The organism is Microbulbifer maximicatervae (SeqCode), from assembly GCF_052466985.1.
The window spans coordinates 4,563,782-4,581,126 of the sequence record NZ_CP174298.1 but is presented as its reverse complement, the minus strand read 5'-3'; the positions used below and the strand labels follow the sequence as shown (position 1 = coordinate 4,581,126).

Annotated in this window: 12 protein-coding genes; 9 read left to right on the top strand and 3 right to left on the bottom strand. The window is 50.3% G+C overall.

Annotated elements, in window-relative coordinates; genetic code table 11:
• Positions 1–41: 41 nt before the first annotated feature.
• Complete coding sequence (gene mepA / locus ACJJI3_RS20180; protein ID WP_444940734.1) at positions 42–983, top strand: penicillin-insensitive murein endopeptidase; 942 nt, start codon at positions 42–44, stop codon at positions 981–983.
• Positions 984–987: 4 nt separating this feature from the next.
• On the top strand, positions 988–1,998 hold the full coding sequence (locus ACJJI3_RS20175; protein WP_413663360.1) for a D-alanine--D-alanine ligase: 1,011 nt from the start codon (positions 988–990) through the stop codon (positions 1,996–1,998).
• Positions 1,999–2,051: 53 nt separating this feature from the next.
• Here the strand turns inward: ACJJI3_RS20175 and ACJJI3_RS20170 are convergent, their stop codons facing one another.
• Complete coding sequence (locus ACJJI3_RS20170) at positions 2,052–2,621, bottom strand: HNH endonuclease (protein ID WP_282931208.1); 570 nt, start codon at positions 2,619–2,621, stop codon at positions 2,052–2,054.
• A 796-nt stretch (positions 2,622–3,417) separates the two neighbouring features.
• On the opposite strand from ACJJI3_RS20170, the gene ACJJI3_RS20165 reads away from it, so the two are divergent.
• The 7 genes from ACJJI3_RS20165 to tcuB all read left to right on the top strand — a co-directional run bounded on the left by ACJJI3_RS20165 (position 3,418) and on the right by tcuB (position 12,726).
• Positions 3,418–4,905 (top strand): PQQ-dependent sugar dehydrogenase, encoded by a 1,488-nt coding sequence (locus tag ACJJI3_RS20165; RefSeq protein WP_444940733.1) that lies wholly within the window; start codon positions 3,418–3,420, stop codon positions 4,903–4,905.
• A 50-nt stretch (positions 4,906–4,955) separates the two neighbouring features.
• The gene (locus ACJJI3_RS20160) at positions 4,956–5,270 is read left to right on the top strand and encodes an exodeoxyribonuclease VII small subunit (protein ID WP_413663362.1); all 315 of its coding nucleotides are present in this window, start codon (positions 4,956–4,958) and stop codon (positions 5,268–5,270) included.
• Between the two features lie 15 nt (positions 5,271–5,285).
• Positions 5,286–6,179 carry a polyprenyl synthetase family protein gene (locus tag ACJJI3_RS20155; protein ID WP_444942577.1) on the top strand — a complete coding sequence of 298 codons (894 nt, stop codon included), beginning with the start codon at positions 5,286–5,288 and terminating at the stop codon, positions 6,177–6,179.
• A gap of 95 nt (positions 6,180–6,274) precedes the next feature.
• Entirely contained in the window at positions 6,275–8,191 is a 1,917-nt protein-coding gene (gene dxs, locus ACJJI3_RS20150) for a 1-deoxy-D-xylulose-5-phosphate synthase (RefSeq protein WP_444940732.1), read from the top strand.
• 140 nt (positions 8,192–8,331) lie between these two features.
• A complete protein-coding gene (locus ACJJI3_RS20145; RefSeq protein WP_444940731.1) occupies positions 8,332–10,182 on the top strand; it encodes a DUF885 domain-containing protein in 1,851 nt (616 codons plus the stop codon).
• Positions 10,183–10,262: 80 nt separating this feature from the next.
• Positions 10,263–11,672, top strand: a complete 1,410-nt coding sequence (gene tcuA / locus ACJJI3_RS20140) for an FAD-dependent tricarballylate dehydrogenase TcuA (RefSeq protein WP_444940730.1) — start codon at positions 10,263–10,265, stop codon at positions 11,670–11,672.
• Positions 11,659–12,726, top strand: a complete 1,068-nt coding sequence (tcuB, locus tag ACJJI3_RS20135; protein ID WP_444940729.1) for a tricarballylate utilization 4Fe-4S protein TcuB — start codon at positions 11,659–11,661, stop codon at positions 12,724–12,726. Before tcuA ends, tcuB begins: the two co-directional genes overlap by 14 nt.
• Before the next feature lie 18 nt (positions 12,727–12,744).
• Here the strand turns inward: tcuB and ACJJI3_RS20130 are convergent, their stop codons facing one another.
• Together ACJJI3_RS20130 and speA are read right to left on the bottom strand one after the other, a co-directional pair.
• Entirely contained in the window at positions 12,745–14,823 is a 2,079-nt protein-coding gene (locus ACJJI3_RS20130) for a TonB-dependent receptor (RefSeq protein ID WP_444940728.1), read from the bottom strand.
• 584 nt (positions 14,824–15,407) lie between these two features.
• On the bottom strand, positions 15,408–17,342 hold the full coding sequence (gene speA, locus ACJJI3_RS20125) for a biosynthetic arginine decarboxylase (protein ID WP_444940727.1): 1,935 nt from the start codon (positions 17,340–17,342) through the stop codon (positions 15,408–15,410).
• Positions 17,343–17,345: the final 3 nt, after the last annotated feature.

Below are 17,345 nucleotides of genomic sequence, written 5' to 3'. Positions count from 1 at the left end.
AGGTGGCCCGACAACTGTGACTTATTGGTATCCAGGGACCTATGCACCCGAAAGCTCAAAATTCAGTATCCACTACCGAGGCCGTTAGCCCCTTTAAAGCGGGATTTTTACGGCAAATAACCCACACCCTGATTCTCGCCTCGGCCCTAGCGAGCGGTGCCGCAAGTGCCAACGACTGGGATAAGGTCGAAGGGCCCAGTGCACAGACACCATCGAGTATTGGCACCTACACCAATGGCTGCCTGAGTGGCGGGGAGACCCTACCATTGAGGGGAGAGGGCTATCAGTTGGTGAGGACTGGCCGCGATCGACATTTTGCCCACCCCCAGACCATTAACTTCCTGAAGGAGTTTTCCCAGAGCGTGGCGCAGAAAGATCTGGGCAGAATCCAGATCGGTGACATGTCTATGGCTCGAGGGGGCCCTTTCGGCAGTGGTGGGCACAACAGCCACCAAACCGGCCTGGACATAGACATCTGGTATTCCCAGGATCGGCGAGCCGCAGAGCGTCCCCTCACCCCGTGGGAGCGTGATAATATTTCTGCTGTTGCCTTGGCTGATGAGCGCAAACACCGCCTAATCCCTGAAAACTGGGACGACCGGGTTCCCAAAATCCTGCGCTTGGCCTCAGAGGACCAGCGGGTCGAACGAATTTTTGTACACCCGACCATCAAGCGCCACCTGTGCGAAATATCCGGCGAAGATAACGAGTGGCTGCGCAAAGTGCGCCCCTGGTGGGGGCACAATTACCATTTTCATGTACGCCTGGCGTGCCCAGAGGGAAGCACCAACTGTAAGCCCCAGGCTCCGGTGACCACTGCAGCCTGTGGCAGTGACTTGGATTGGTGGTTTAGCGATGACTTCTATGCAATTCTCAATGGCACTAAACCCCAGCCGAAACAGAAAAAGCCGAAACCAAAGACCTTGCCCCAACAGTGCGAACAGGTATTAACCGCACCTTCGGCAGGCACTACGACGGAATAATTTTATGATTAACACCTTGCTTATCTGCGGCGGTGGCGGCAGCGAGCACGACGTATCCCTCAGAACTGCTGATTTTATCGAGGACAAGTTGTCAGCAGCAGAGGACATCGCCCTATTGCGGGTGGAAATGGATAGCAGTGGCTGCCTTACCGACAGCCAGGGCCGGGTTTACCATATCTTTTACGATCGCAAAATTCGCGATGAAGAAGGTAACTCCTGGGATGTGGACTACGTAATTCCTGCAATTCACGGCTACCCGGGAGAGACTGGCGATTTGCAGTCGCAACTGGATATGTTCGGCATCCCCTATTTCGGCTCTGCACCTGAGCCCAGCAAAATCTGCTTTAACAAAATTAAAACCAAGATGTGGCTCAGCGCTCTGGGTATTGAAAACACACCTTACGAGTTTTTGCACAGCACTGAAGTCGAGGAACTACAAAAAGCTCACGATGCCCTGGAGAACTGGGGCGAGGTATTTGTAAAAGCCTCCAATCAGGGATCTTCCGTAGGTTGCTTTAAGGTCCGTGACAAAGAGGAGTTAGAGGCCGCGATCGAGGATGCCTTTAAACTCTCCCCTTATGTGCTGATAGAAAAAGCATTGAAAGCCAGAGAGCTGGAAGTTGCGGTTTACCACTACAACGATGATGTGATCGCAACCCGCCCGGGAGAAGTACGCGCCCCAACGGATACTTTTTACACTTATAAGGAAAAGTATGCCGAGGGCAGCCGCGCGGTCACCTTTATCGAAGCTGCTGATCTTCACGAAGAACAGCTTCAATGGATAGCCGAAGTATCCCTGCGCACTTTTAAGGCCCTAAAGCTGAAGGATTTGTCCCGCATAGACTTTTTCCTGACAGAGACCGGCGAACTCTACCTCAATGAGGTCAATACTTTTCCCGGTATGACCCCAAACTCCATGTTCCCCAAAATGATGGAAAACCACGGGCACAATTTCACCGAATACCTGGCCGGTCTGATCCGCTCTGCGGTATCTTCACCTAACGACAAGACATAATTAAAAGGGGCTTATTGGCCCCTTTTCTTTTTTGCTCATTTCGATCCGACGGGCTAGTGCAACAACCACCCCTGTTGACGTCGCCGTGAAAACTGGCCGCGCAGAAACTCCATCTGATCGCCGCGAATCCGCTCACTGTTAATCAGGGCAAGGTATTCAGCTGCATTGGGGCAGAAGGGCAAGGCCAACAGCTCCATGTCGATATTTTCCAATAATTGATTGCCCTTATGCTGGTTACAGCGCCTGCAGGCCGCGACCACATTTTCCCAGGAATCAACTCCGCCTTTGGAAACAGGAATAACATGGTCCCGTGTCAAATCCACACTTTTAAAGAAATTACCGCAATAAAGACAAGTATGGGAATCGCGAAAAAACAGTGCTCGATTTGTTAGAGGTGGGCGCCGGCGCGGACGGGCCATACGTGCACCGCCACAGGCGATAATAGCGGCCAGATCAAGGCTGGAACGATCGCCATTGCGATTAAAGCCTCCTCTCACCCGCTGGACAACACCTCCCAGCGACCATGTAACCAGCTCCCGCACGTACAGACAGGATGCCTCTTGCCAACTCAGCCATTCCAGCGGTTGTCCCGCCAGGTTTAAACGCAATATTCTCGCGTGCATAACCTCGCCTCCCCACAGTCGAATAGAACAAGGCAGCCCCGGAACTGTTTCCGTGTCATCACAACAGTTTTTATAAAGAAGAAAAAAGAAGTTTTGGAGTGACAGATCGAAGGGACTGGATGACGATGACAGAAGCTGGCGCGATTCGCAGCATTAGAAAAAACTGCCACCTTCGAAAGTAAAATCTTGCTCCCAGACAAGATGGAGGAGTCTGAAAGCTTTTTTACCAACGAAAATACAGATGCCCACAGGCGTAGTTTTGCCTTGGGTAATACGGGCACTTCTGCTGGTAGATTACTGAATGCGCCACCCTCCGCCGGCCCATGGGTAATTTGGCCGGCCTATCAACATTAAAGCGGATAACTATTACAAATTCCAGACAGCGACATGCCGCTGATGGAATAACAGCAAATTACAAAAGAAAGGTGTAAATTGTGGAAAGCGTTGCAGGCAGCAACAGGCAGGTTAAGGCAGAATGTAAAACACCGCCCAGGCAATCCGGCCCGGGCGGTGCGTCTCACAGGATGGTGCCCATATCCCTAGGGCGAGCGGCGCAATCCATTTATCCATTGCCGCAGTAGTGCAGTCCCTTTCGCGTCCTTGCAAGTTAATTATGGACATCAAGGGAGAAAAAAGTAGGGGAAATCTGCTGAATTTTGTGTAAGAGATATCTCACAAACTGAGCTACCTGTTACAAAAGGGAGGGGAGACAGGAAATTAATCCCGTGTTAACTATAGGGGTAAATAGATAAGCGCGGCAACTATAAACATCTTTATTTCAAGTTCAATCGATACCATGAAGAAAACGTTGAAATATACGCTAATATTTTTTATCGCCCTCGGCGCGGTGCTTTCTACCGCCTTAGCCACCTTTAAATCCAGCGTCAGCGTGCCTTGGCGCCAACTGGTCGGTGGTGTCAAAACAACAGAAAAAGAAGTGACAGGCCGGCTGACCGCAGCAGATGGATACTCGGTCCAGTTATTTGCAGGGGATGTTCCCGGCGCACGCTGGCTCACAGTGACCCGCAATGGAGACATCATCGTCTCTCAGCCTAAACATGGCAAAGTTTCACTTTTATTACAAGATAAAGACGGCGACGGCCGCAGTGACGGGCAAAAGACTCTTATTGATAATCTTCAACGGCCCCACGGATTATTGCTACACGACGGTTGGTTATATATTGCCGAAAGTGACGCAGTTGGACGGGTTCCCTTTGATCATTCCGATGGGCGCCTGGCTGGACGCTACCAGAGAATTATTGAAAACCTTGAGGACAATGGACACTGGACAAAAACTATTGATATGAGTCCCGATGGATGGCTTTTTCTCAGCAGTGGTTCCAGCTGCAACGTTTGTATTGAAAAAGATCCTCGCCGCGCAACCATCATGAGAATGAAACTAAACGGGGATAATTTTGAAATATACGCCACCGGCCTGCGTAATAGTGTGGGGTTCGATTGGTCTCCAAAAGATGGCGGACTTTACGCAACAGATAATGGCCGCGATTGGCTCGGCGACAACCTGCCGCCAGATGAGCTCAACCTGATTCGCAAAGACCAATTCTACGGATGGCCCTACGCCTACGGTGACCGGGTTCCCGATCCGGATTTTGGGGTGGATGCAAGCCCTGAAATCCAGCAAAAGATTGCTGACTCAATTCCTCCCGTGTACGAATTTCGCGCTCACAACGCGCCACTCGGGATTAAATTTTTGCGCAGCGTGGAACAGCCTAAGGATTATCGCCATGCAGCGCTGGTCGCCCTGCACGGCTCGTGGAACCGCAGCGTGAAAGATGGCTATAAAGTTGTCTCCCTACACTGGAGTGACGACGGGGAAATTCAACAGAGGAATTTCCTGTGGGGATTTCTCAGTAATGACCGCCAAACGGTTTACGGCCGCCCTGTCGCCATCGCCGAGGATAAACTGGGCAACATCTATATTTCCGATGACTACGCCGGTGCAGTTTATCGTGTGAGCCAAGGGGCCCCTCGCCAAGCTGTATTGACAACACAGCAGCCACAACTGCAAAAAACATCCACGGCCAACGCGCTTTCAATAGATGCCGAGGTGGTGCAACTGGGCGCGCAGCTCTATCGGTCTAACGATTGTGCCCACTGCCATCAGGCCCAGTTTCCCCTGCGCAACCTGTCCGCTAAATACACAGCGCAGACCCTGGCTGACTACTTCGACACCCCAACACCACCAATGCCTAACTACAACTTTACGGCGGTGCAGAAAAAAGCCCTGGCGCACTATCTTTTATCCCGGGAGTCGAGCCTCTAGGAATTGCACGCCTAAACGACACTGAGAAGAGGCTCCCGGATGAGGGGGCCATGGAATTGACCCCCGCAGCGCCAGCCGCTAAGGTTGCCCCGCAATTAAGAGGCGATGCTATGGCGGCAAAGAAAAAAACAGCAACTTTTGAAGAGAGTCTCGAGGCGTTGGAACAGCTGGTTGAGCGACTCGAAGGCGGAGATCTCCCATTGGAGGAGGCTCTCGCTGATTTCGAAAAGGGAGTGAAACTCACCCGGGAGTGCCAACAGAAGCTCGCCAAAGCCGAGCAGAAAGTGAAGCTGTTAATTGAAGAGAGCGGCAATATCCGCGAGCTCCCCTTTGATGCCGACGACAACTCCGGGGACCCAGTTTAAGTGAGTTCCGCAAACCTGCCAGAGGAGCTGAAAGCCTTTCTACAGGCCTCCTCCACACGCGTCGAAAGCAGAATCCAGCAGGCGCTCAACACCCCGATCGACGGCTCAGAAAAGCTGTTCGAAGCAATGCGCTATGCCGCACTGGGCCCCGGCAAACGCCTGCGCCCCGCTCTCGTCTACGCTTGTGCCCAGGTTTTTCGGGGTGTCGATTTTGACCTGGCCTATTGCGATAGCACAGCGGCGGCCCTGGAGTGCATTCACGCCTACTCCCTGGTCCACGACGACCTGCCGGCAATGGATGACGACGACCTTCGTCGAGGTCGCCCCACCTGTCATATCGCCTATGACGAAGCCACAGCCATTCTCGCCGGCGACGCACTGCAAACCCAGGCTTTCGAGTTGCTTCTCGCAGAACCGCTCGCGCCTCAATTGCAGTTACAGCTAATGCGTGAGCTCGCCACTGCGGCGGGGGCCCGAGGTATGGTCGCCGGCCAGGCTATCGACCTGGACTCCGTTGACCAAACCCTGACCCTGGATCAGCTGGAGCCCATGCACCGCCTGAAGACCGGGGCTCTGATTTGTGCCAGCGCACGTATGGGCGCACTGCTGGGGGGGGCCAGCGAGAGGGAGCTGGAGGTTATTACCCGCTACGCCCAAGCTATTGGCCTGGCATTCCAGGTTCAGGACGATATTCTCGATATCACTGCTGAAACCGCGGTTCTGGGCAAAACCCAGGGCGCCGATGCCCTGCGCAACAAACCCACTTATGTCTCTCTGCTCGGCGTCGACGGCGCCCGGGACAAGCTGACAAAACTGCACGCCCAGGCCTCCCAGGCACTGCAAAGTCTCGATGGCGATACCCTGCTACTGCAGCAGCTCGCAGACTATATCGTGCAGCGCGGACACTAAGTCACAGCCTTGCCTGTGGGGTTTGGGATGCAATATGCCCGCCACGGGCATACAATCCCCCTCAATATCACCATCTGTTGCAACTGATACATTTGATGCTCGAAGAAATTCCACGCACACGCCCGCAGACACCGCTACTCGACTCGATCGACGACCCGGCGCAGCTGCGCGCCCTCGATGAACGCCAATTGCCGGAACTCGCCAGCCAATTGCGTGAGTACCTGCTGTATTGTGTCGGCCAGACCGGCGGGCACTTTGGTGCCGGTCTCGGTGTGGTGGAACTGACCATCGCCCTGCATTACATATTCAATACCCCGGAGGACCGGCTGGTTTGGGATGTGGGCCACCAGACCTACCCCCATAAAATCCTCACCGGTCGCCGCGAACAGATGCTGTCCATGCGCCAGCAAGGGGGCCTGTCCGGCTTCCCCAAACGCAGTGAGAGCCCCTACGATACCTTTGGTGTTGGTCACTCCAGCACTTCGATCAGCGCCGCCCTGGGTATGGCCCTGGGCTCCCCTGACGATCGCAAGGTAGTGGCGGTGATTGGCGATGGCGCCATGACGGCGGGAATGGCTTTCGAAGCCCTAAACCACGCCTCACATACCGGCAAGGACATGTTGGTTGTTCTCAATGACAACAGTATGTCTATCTCAAAGAATGTCGGCGGCCTGGCTACCTATTTCGCCAAAATCCTGGCCAGTAAAACCTACCTGAATATGCGCGAGGGCAGCCGCAAGATACTGTCTGCCATCCCCAAAGCCTGGCAATTGGCGCGACGTACCGAAGAGCACGTCAAAGGCATGATCACGCCGGGCACCCTGTTCGAAGAATTGGGCTTTAACTACGTGGGCCCCTTGGATGGCCACAACATGCACGATCTGGTCCACACCCTGCGCAACCTGCGCAGCCAGCCGGGCCCGCAGCTCCTGCATATCGCCACCACCAAGGGCAAAGGCTTCGGCCCCGCTGAAGAAGACCCGGTGGGCTACCACGCACTGAACAAGCTGGAGCCGGAAGCCAAGGTCCAAGTGGCCATACCCGGCAAGAAGAAGCTGCCCAAGTACCAGGATATTTTTGGCCAGTGGCTGTGCGATGCCGCAGAACAGGACGAGCGCCTGGTCGCTATTACCCCGGCCATGTGCGAGGGCTCCGGTATGGTGGAGTTCTCCAAGCGCTTCCCGGACCGCTTCCACGACGTAGCCATTGCCGAACAGCACGCCGTCACTCTCGCTGCGGGCCTCGCCTGTGAAGACCAGAAGCCGGTAGTTGCTATTTATTCGACATTTTTACAGCGCGGCTACGACCAAATGGTGCACGATGTGGCAATCCAAAACCTGGATGTCACTTTCGCCATCGACCGCGCCGGCCTGGTTGGGGAAGACGGCCCCACGCACGCGGGTAGTTTTGACCTCACATTTATGCGCTGCCTGCCCTACCTGGCTATCGCCGCGCCCAGTGACGAAAACGAGTGCCGCCAGCTGCTCTATACCGCCTACAAACACAACGGCCCCACTGCTGTGCGCTATCCGCGCGGAACCGGTATGGGTACCGCCATCAACAAGGAAATGACAGAGTTACCGATCGGCAAGGGGCGCCTGTTGCGCCAGGGCAGTGGTGTAGCCATCCTCAGCTTCGGAACCTTACTCGGCCCCGCTATGGCCGCTGCAGAGCAGCTGGGGGCCTCCGTCGCCGATATGCGCTGGGTAAAACCCCTGGACGAAGCACTGATCGATGAACTTGCCGAGAGTCACCAACTCTTAGTTACCATCGAAGAGAACACCATTGCTGGTGGTGCTGGCAGTGCCGTACTCGAATACCTCAATAGCACTGCGCGGTCGGTACCGGTGCTGCAACTGGGGCTTCCAGATCAAATTATTGAGCACGGCAAGCACAAAGACCTGCTGGCGGCCATCGGCCTCAATGCCTCCGGTATTGAGGAACAGATTCGCAGGCGCTTGCAACTGATCAATCACCAGGAGTTTGGCAGTCGCACAGCGGCAGCCAACTGACCCAGCCCGCCTTTGGCAGCCAGCTAATGCGGCTGGCTGCTCTTCAAATGCCCGGCAATAAATTGCCGGCAGTGGTAACAAACCACCCATTGACTAAATCCGGCCACTATTTGGGCCACACGTTTTCACTTGAGGGGATTATGTCGTTTATCAGAAAAGCCCTATTTACATCCCTGGGACTTGTTGTGAGCCTCAATGCCTCAGCGATGGACCAGGACACCTTCCGAAAAGCTTATAAATCCCTTCCGGAGAACAGTGCCTCAGAGCGACTCACCGCCCTGCAGGATTTACGCTATCGCTGGATTATGGAGAGTTACCCCAGCCAGGCAACCTACGAAGGCTACCCAGGGCAAAATCATCGCTGGGTGGATAACTCTCTTAAGTCTGTGGAACTGCGTCAAAAGCAGACCAGGATCCTTTTAGGGGCTGCACGTAATATCGATCAAAGCGATCTGCCAACCGAACAGCAATTGGATTACCAACTGCTTTACCAGGACTTGTTGGGAGAAGTGAAAGGCTTCCAGTTCCCAGATCATCTGCAACCGCTTACCCATATGAGCGGCATCCAACGCAGCATACCGGAAGTGATCAATAGCATGCCCAAGCGCACTGCAGCCGATTACGAAACAATAATCAGCCGTCTGGAAAGGTTGCCAATCCTGATTGAACAAACCCAGGGGCTGATGCGCCGGGGTCTGCGCAAAGGAGTCACACCACCACAAATCACCCTGCGCGACCTGCCGCGTCAAATACGCGCACTGGTACCTACCGCGCCGGAGCACAGCCCATTGCTGACAGCATTTAATCAAATGCCTGAGGCCATTCCAGCAACTAAGCGGAAAAGTCTGCAGCAACGCGCCTATGCCATTTACAGCAAACAACTGGTACCGGCCTGGCAGGGTATGGCTGAATTTGTTGAGCGCAAATATATTCCCGAGGCCCAGGTGGATACCGCTTTAACCAGCCGCCCTGACGGTCTGCGCTGGTACGCCCATAAAGTGGAAGAGAATACCACCACCGACCTCAGCCCCGAGGAGATCCACCGCATTGGGCTTTCGGAAGTGAAGCGAATTCGCGGGGAGATGGATAGAGTTATCCAGAAGACAGGCTTCCAGGGAGACTTCAAAGCATTCACCGAGTTTCTGCGTACCGACCCGCGCTTTTACCACACCAGCCGGGAGGGGTTACTACGGGATTACCGCGATATTGCCAAGCGCATTGATGCAGAGCTGCCTGCCCTGTTCGGCACCTTGCCGCGCCTGCCCTATGGTGTGAAACCGATACCCAGCTATTCAGAACAATCCCAAACAACGGCTTATTATCTGCCCGGCTCCAACGAAGCTGGCCGTGCAGGTATCTTCTTTGCCAATACCTACAACCTGCCCAGCCGCCCGAAATGGGAAATGGAGGCGCTCACAGTGCACGAGGCAATGCCGGGTCACCACCTGCAAATTGCCCTAGCACAAGAGCAAACTGATATTCACCCGCTGCGCCGTATGACTTTCTACACTGCATTTGTAGAGGGGTGGGGCCTTTACTCCGAGAGTCTCGGCTACGACCTGGGCCTGTATAAAAATCCCTACAGCGAGTTCGGTGCACTCTCTTACGATATGTGGCGTGCAGTGCGTTTGGTAGTGGACACCGGTATGCATCAGCTGGGCTGGAGCCGCGAGGAAGCGATCGAATACTTTATGGAGAACAGCGCCAAACCGCTCCACGATGTGACCGTCGAGATAGACCGCTACTTAATTTGGCCCGGTCAGGCCCTGGCCTACAAGCTTGGGCAGCTCAAAATTAAAGAGCTGCGTGCGGAAGCGGAGGAAACCCTGGATAGCAATTTCGACATTCGCAGTTTCCATGACGCTCTGTTGGGATCTGGGGCACTGCCATTGAATATTCTTGAAGAGCGCATGGACAACTGGCTGAAAAGCCAGGCCTCTGTATCTGTTCATATCGACATGCAGCAAGCTGAACAACCCGCCACCAGCTGACGATTTTTTGCGGCAGGAATTGCCTGCCCGCCTATTTATTCTCAATTTTCACCTACCTTTTGCAATGGAACACTGATCCATTGCAAAAGGGTTTTCTACCGGTGAACACTCACTACGACCTCGCCGTAATTGGGGGTGGCAATGCCGCTCTGTGCGCAGCTATAACTGCTGCCGAACTTGGGGCCAAGGTGATTATCCTGGAAACTGCCCCCAAGCCCTATCGAGGCGGCAATTCCCGCCACACCAGGGATATACGCTGTATGCACCGAGGCCCCCTGGGTCCACTGGAAGATGATTACAGTGAAGACGAGTACTATGAAGACCTGCTAAAAGTTACCGGGGGTAAGACCAATGAGCAGTTAGCTCGGTTGGTGATACGCTCTTCGGAAAGCGCACTTCCCTGGATGCAAAAGCACGGCGTTCATTTCCAGCCGCCTCTGTCCGGCACTCTATCCCTCACACGTACTAATGCCTTTTTCCTCGGCGGCGGTAAGTCCCTGGTTAACGCCTATTACCGAACTGCAGGCAAATTAGGTGTTGATGTGCTGTATCGGGCACACGTTAAGCACCTGCAGCTAGAGGGCAATCATATTACTCGTGTCGACTATGTTTACGAGGGACAGCAATACCAAATTGAACCCAGGTCAGTTGTAGCAGCCTCCGGCGGATTCGAAGCCAATCTTAAGTGGTTGGAAAAAGCCTGGGGCCCAGCTGCTGAAAATTTCCTGATACGCGGAACACCTTATAACCGGGGTGTGGTCTTGGAAGATTTACTGGAGCAAGGCGTGCAGTCCGTCGGAGATCCCACCCAGTGCCATGCAGTGGCAATTGACGGGCGAGCGCCGAAGTTTGATGGGGGCATAGTAACCCGCCTGGATTGTGTCCCCTTTTCCATCGTCGTTAACAAGGATGCCCAGCGCTTTTATGACGAGGGAGAAGATATTTGGCCCAAACGCTATGCCATCTGGGGCCGCCTTGTCGCACAACAGCCAGACCAGGTGGCTTTTGCAATTATCGACTCCAAGTCTTTAAAAATGTTTATGCCATCAGCATTTCCTCCGACCGAAGCGAATACCTTGGAGGAACTCGCGGAAAAAACCGGCTTACCCTCTGAAAGACTGATCGATACCATAGCAACCTTCAATGCAGCTTGTGGCAGTAGTGACGCTTTTCACCCCACCGAGCTGGATAGTGTCGCCACTACTGGCCTGACACCAGAAAAAACTAATTGGGCCCGCCCCATCAGCGAGCCACCATTTTACTGCTATAGCTTGCGCACCGGGGTTACCTTCACTTATCTGGCGCTCAAGATTGATGTGAATGCCCAGTGCAGCACTGCCACAGGGCCGGTAAAAAACTTGTGGGCTGCAGGGGAAACCATGGCCGGGTCAATCCTTAGTCAGGGATATTTGGCTGGGTTGGGTATGATGATCGGCACCGTTTTTGGGCGTATTGCTGGAAGGGAAGCCGCTAACTATGCAAATGGATAATTTGGAAGAGGCACGGCGGCAAGCAGAAATCTGTAATGCCTGTCGCTATTGCGAGGGCTACTGCGCCGTTTTTCCAGCACTTCAACTACACCGCTCTTTCTCAGAGGGAACCATCACCCAGTTGGCCAATCTCTGCCACAACTGCCGAGGTTGTTACTACGCCTGCCAGTATACCGATCCCCACGAATTCAATATCAATATTCCCCAAGTCATGGCCGAAGCGCGACAGAAAAGCTGGGAGACTTTTGCCTGGCCCGGAGGTATCGCCAGAATTTTCCAAAAACGCGGCAGTCTGATCGCCCTGGCCACTATCATCGGATTTGCTATCATCTTTTATATAATAAGAGTATTGAAACCCAGTGGTGGTGAGGGCTTCTACGCAATTATTTCTCACGCCACTATGACCAGTATTTTTTTACCGGCCTTTCTTTATCCGCTGTTTAGCCTGGGGATAAGTTTACGTCGCTACTGGAGGAAAGTCGGCGGGGAAAAAATTACCTGGGAGCAATTTAGAAGTGCATTAATTTCAGCAGGAGAACTAAAGAATCTATCCGGGGGCCACGGGGATGGATGTAACTTCGAAGAGGAAGACCGATTCAGCAACCAGAGACGATACGCACACCAAGCTGTTCTATACGGCTTTTTATTGTGCTTTGCTGCTACCTGCTCGGGCACTGTCATGTATTACTTTCTAAACATGCCAGGGCCATACCCGATTTTTTCAATACCCAAATTACTTGGTATTCCCGGTGGATTACTCATATTAGTGGGGTGTAGCAAGCTTATTCAGCTAAAGCTCAAGGCTGATCCAGAACTGGGCTCGGCAAGGGTTTGGAGCGGGGAGATGGGGTTTGTTGGCCTACTGTTATTCATCGCACTCAGTGGTCTCCTACTATTTGCCCTGGGGGGAACAGCCGCACTCCCCCTACTATTGGATTTACACTTGGGTGCAGTTCTCGCATTTTTTTTACTTACGCCCTACACCAAAATGGCTCATGGTTTTTATCGGATGGCAGCTTTGATTCGTGATGCTCAAATGAAACCTGAAAATTAAAAGCAAGCCCTTTCTACATTACCAATCAAAATTAATTCCGAAGTAAATTGAGCGAGGCTCTCCGGGGAAATAGCGGCTACCACTAAAACTACTGTAATCCGCGCGCTCAGCATAGGCTTTATCGGTAATATTCAGTATTCGAGTAGAAATTTCATATTGTTTCCACTGCCAGGCCAAATGGAAGTTCAGTAAGTCATGTCCTGGATACCGATAAGCATTTTGAGGATCTGTAAAATAGCTACCCTGATGTAACCATTCAAGCTCCGCTGATACCAAAGAATTCGGGGACCAGTGAAGTCGATAACTACCAAAGGTCTTTGGCGCAGAATCTACAAGCTTTCCATCCAGTTCTACACCTTGCAACTCCCTTTGATCTGCATAACGATGTTCTGCATAGCTGGTACTCACCTCTAGCCGTAAGCTTTCAGTGAATTCATAATCTACAGCCAACTCAACTCCCCAGTGCCGGGTTTTGCCATTGGACTGGTTAAAATAGTCGGCATCACGAAATATTACATTCTCCTTTTTCATCGTATAAGCCACCCACTCATATGACAAAGAGTCGCCTATTTTCCTCAGCCCTACTTCAAAGCTATTAATTTCCTCTGGATCCAGCTCTGCTACCGTCTGCTCTCGCTGTAATCGATATAACTCTGTCGCTTGGGGCGCGCGATAACCCTGGGCCAATTGAGTAAAGAGTTGTAGTTCATTACTTAACCATAATAGCGCTCCCAACTTGGGGGATATATTGTTAAAGCTATCTTTTCGGTCATTTGGCCGGCTAAACCGACAGCCTCCAAAATCACAGGGTAATCCATTTTCATCTGTGCGCCCGGGAAGCATTTGATTGTCGTAATCATAGTGTGCAGATTCAATCCTGACTCCACCAGTGACTTCTAATTGATCATTAACCTTCCAGGTTGCCGATGCATAGGGGGCGACATTCCAGGCTACGACTTCATAATCGTAGTGCTTTCCCACTGGTATAGTTGCCTGCAGAAATTCAGAGCCCTCGGTAACACTCTCTTGGGCTTCCAGGAGATATCCTTTACTTAATTCAGTATCAATACCGGTTAGCAGATTAAGCTGTTCACCCAGCTCCAGATAATAACCGCTTCTTATCCCAACACTCTCCTGGCCATTTTCCTCCATTGGTTGCCCCGGTAAATAATGCTGCAGAAAACGCATGTCAGTTTTACGGAGGTAAGGAGCCAAATGTAATTGACTAGTTTGATTCACAGGTATATCAATCAGAGAGTAAAATCTGAGAGAATTGGCATCTCGAAACGCCTCTGGATTAGGGTTGGTACGACTCAATCGACGATTGCGGTAAACTCCGTCACCCTCGAGGTAACCAGCCGTCTCCTGATTTAAGCTTGTCGCTACTAGACGAGTTCGAACTCTGCTATCACCGACCTGGTGGGTATACTGGATGCTAGCCTTTTGCTGGTCCAATCCTGACTGATCCCTATATCCTCCATCAGTCATCAAATACAAATCTGCACTGATCACATCACCTTCACTACTGAGGCGATGATCTGCTGATACACCCAGTCGATAGTAATCGTGGGGCCCCGATTCAGTGTTGAGAGACCCATTCTCTCCTTCTACTGGATCGCGGCTGATAACATTGATCAATCCATGCATTGCATTAGAGCCATAGAGGGTACCAGCAGGCCCTCTAATAACTTCGACATGCCGAGCTGTCTCGCTGAAGGATTCAAATAGCTCATTGATATTACAAAATCCACTTGCTCTCAGTGGAATCCCATCTTCTGCTGTCAACAAACCACCACAGGCTCCTGCACCAGTCAGTACTGGGGAACGTAGGGCTGGCAGGTATTCCTGTCCATTCCCTCTTGCTAGGTTTGCTCCAGGTACACTCACCAGGCTTTGTTGAATATGGGTATTACCACTTTTTCTGAGTACATCATTATCTACAACAGAAATACTCTCCATCCGCTGTGAAATATCCTGTTCATATCTACCCGCAGTCACAACGATAGTTTCAATCTGAGTTTCACTGCTATGTGAAAAACTGATCGGAAGCAGAGCCAGTGCAATATAACCCAAAGTGATCTTATTTATGATCCTCAAGTCCACATCCCTATTCTTTAAAAGATAGAATATTTTATGTTGTGATCAGATAATATCAGAAAATCATATTCATAATCCTTATAAATATTAGCTAGCCCTAGTTTCCTTACTAAATGGCGTAAAATTTAATATTTTACTTCTCGTTACTCTTTACGCAATAAAAAATGCAAGTAACAATTAGACAAAGAAACAAGAAAGATCAAAACTCTTAACAATTTTTATAGAGAGGTTATCTTTCGAGTACAAGCACACTAAAGTATAAAAGTAAGTATATTCAGAGTTCTGCAATAGCCATAAAGGAGAATAGATTCTATATAAGTGTATATACTATCATTATAGAAAATTAGCTGACGCTCAAGTAACCAATATAAATCTAAAACACTAAATCAGGATAGGTGCTAACATCCTAACTATATAAAAACAAGGAATTGATTAACGTGGTTGGGAGCTAGCTTCACAGAGTAGGGCTTAAATATTTTAGCCAGATCGAAGATCTGGCATCGTCGACATACTTGGATTTAAGCCTTCATATATACAGATAAAGATTTAAATAAGTCATGTCTCTCACTGTTTTCTACTCTATTCTAATCTCTTTCATAATAGGTATAACCTTGCATACTTGCATTGAAGGTCTTAATTATTTGCTGACGTTCACGAGCGCTAATACGCCCACTGCGAACAGCCGCTTCAACCTTATTACGAAAACGCGTCTTTACTTCATGCGGCTGATACTCGACATAACTTAAAACATCCTCAATAGTATCCCCATGAACCTCTTTCACAAACTCAAAGCTGGCATCTGAATTCAGTCTCACACTGACAACATTCGTATCACCAAATAAATTATGCAGATCACCTAGAGTTTCCTGATAAGCGCCTACTAGGAAAACACCGAGGTAATACTCCTCGCCGTGCTTTATTGAATGCAGAGGTAAGGTTCTTTCGACTTCCTGGTTGACCACGAATCGCTCAATTTTTCCATCACAATCACAGGTAATGTCGGCCAAGATAGCACGCCGACTTGGAGTCTCATTTAGTCTATGAATAGGCATAACAGGAAATAACTGATCAATAGCCCAGCTATCAGGTAAGGACTGAAATAAACTAAAATTACCATAATAGATATCAGCTAGTGAATCTGCCAAGCCTTCCAGATCTTCAGGTATTCGCTCCATTTCTGAAAGAGTCTCTTTTATACGATGCAAAACATTGTAATAAATTGTCTCTGATACAGAACGAACACGAAGATCTATTTGGCCACGCTTGAATAATTCGCGAACTTCGTCCCGATAAAACTGCGCATCATTGAAGCACTCTTGCAATCGTTGAGGCTTCAAATAAGTCAGAATTTCACGCATATTTTGAAGCAATTGATGCTCAACTTCCTCAGCTTCTTTTAGCTCTTCTGAGTCGAAACTTACAACATCAAGGATATTAAAGAGCAAAATTGATGTGTAGGCTACAGTAGCACGACCAGACTCCGTAACAATTATCGGGTGGGGTAAGTCATTGCTATCTAATGTACTCTTAATTGTATCAATAATATCTTCGCAGTATTCCTCAAGTGAGTAATTGCGGCTTTGCCCAGTACTTGACTGTCTACCGGTGTAGTCAACTGCTAAACCACCACCTAAATCAATATACTTTAATGCCGCGCCCTCTTTACATAAATCGGAGTAATAGCGACAGGCTTCTAGTACACCACCACGGATATCGCGGATGTTAGGAATCTGAGAGCCCAAATGGCAATGTAGTAACTCAAGGCAATTGAGCATTTTATGCTCGTTTAAGTAATCAACCACATGTATAAGTTGACTTGATGACAGTCCGAATACACTTCTCTCACCACTGGTAGCACTCCAATGCCCACTCACTTGAGTCGTCATTTTAACGCGCACGCCAATATGAGGGAAAATATCTAACGCTTGACTTCGCTCTACAATAATCGGCAGTTCGGTTAAGGTTTCAATAACAAAGATACATTTCAATCCAAGTTTTGTTGCCTCTAACCCCAACTCTATAAATTCTTGGTCCTTATAGCCATTACAAATAATTAGGCTATCAAGTTCTTCGATAGTGGATAAAGCTGCAATCATTTCGGCTTTACTGCCAACTTCAAATCCATGTTGATAGCGAGAACCAAACTGAGCTACTTCATCGACAATTTGGGCCTGCTGGTTTACTTTAATTGGATAAACACCTTGGTATTTATTCTGGTAATCCAGTTTTTCGATTATCTGACGGAATGTTTCATTAAGTGAGCTAATACTTTTGTCAAGAATATTCTCGACACGCAGTAAAACAGGCATGTGTAAACCGCGGTCCTGCATACCCTCTATAATTTGCATCAAGGGAACAGCGTCTGCCTCATCATCACTAGGGTTTTTTACGACAACATTACCTTGTGAATCTATATCGAAATAACCATTGCCCCACTGGTTAACACCATAAATATTCCCTGCCTCAGCTATATTCCACTGAGTATTAACTTCACTCTTGAGTTTATCTTTCTCTAACATCTT

Bases quoted from the DNA above. Each gene is read 5' to 3' on its own strand.
- dxs (WP_444940732.1), top strand. From the start codon at position 6,275: ATGCTCGAAGAAATTCCACGCACACGCCCGCAGACACCGCTACTCGAC.
- ACJJI3_RS20175 (WP_413663360.1), top strand. From the start codon at position 988: ATGATTAACACCTTGCTTATCTGCGGCGGTGGCGGCAGCGAGCACGAC.
- ACJJI3_RS20170 (WP_282931208.1), bottom strand. From the start codon at position 2,621: ATGCACGCGAGAATATTGCGTTTAAACCTGGCGGGACAACCGCTGGAA.
- ACJJI3_RS20160 (WP_413663362.1), top strand. From the start codon at position 4,956: ATGGAATTGACCCCCGCAGCGCCAGCCGCTAAGGTTGCCCCGCAATTA.
- ACJJI3_RS20165 (WP_444940733.1), top strand. From the start codon at position 3,418: ATGAAGAAAACGTTGAAATATACGCTAATATTTTTTATCGCCCTCGGC.
- tcuB (WP_444940729.1), top strand. From the start codon at position 11,659: ATGCAAATGGATAATTTGGAAGAGGCACGGCGGCAAGCAGAAATCTGT.
- mepA (WP_444940734.1), top strand. From the start codon at position 42: ATGCACCCGAAAGCTCAAAATTCAGTATCCACTACCGAGGCCGTTAGC.
- speA (WP_444940727.1), bottom strand. From the start codon at position 17,342: ATGTTAGAGAAAGATAAACTCAAGAGTGAAGTTAATACTCAGTGGAAT.
- ACJJI3_RS20145 (WP_444940731.1), top strand. From the start codon at position 8,332: ATGTCGTTTATCAGAAAAGCCCTATTTACATCCCTGGGACTTGTTGTG.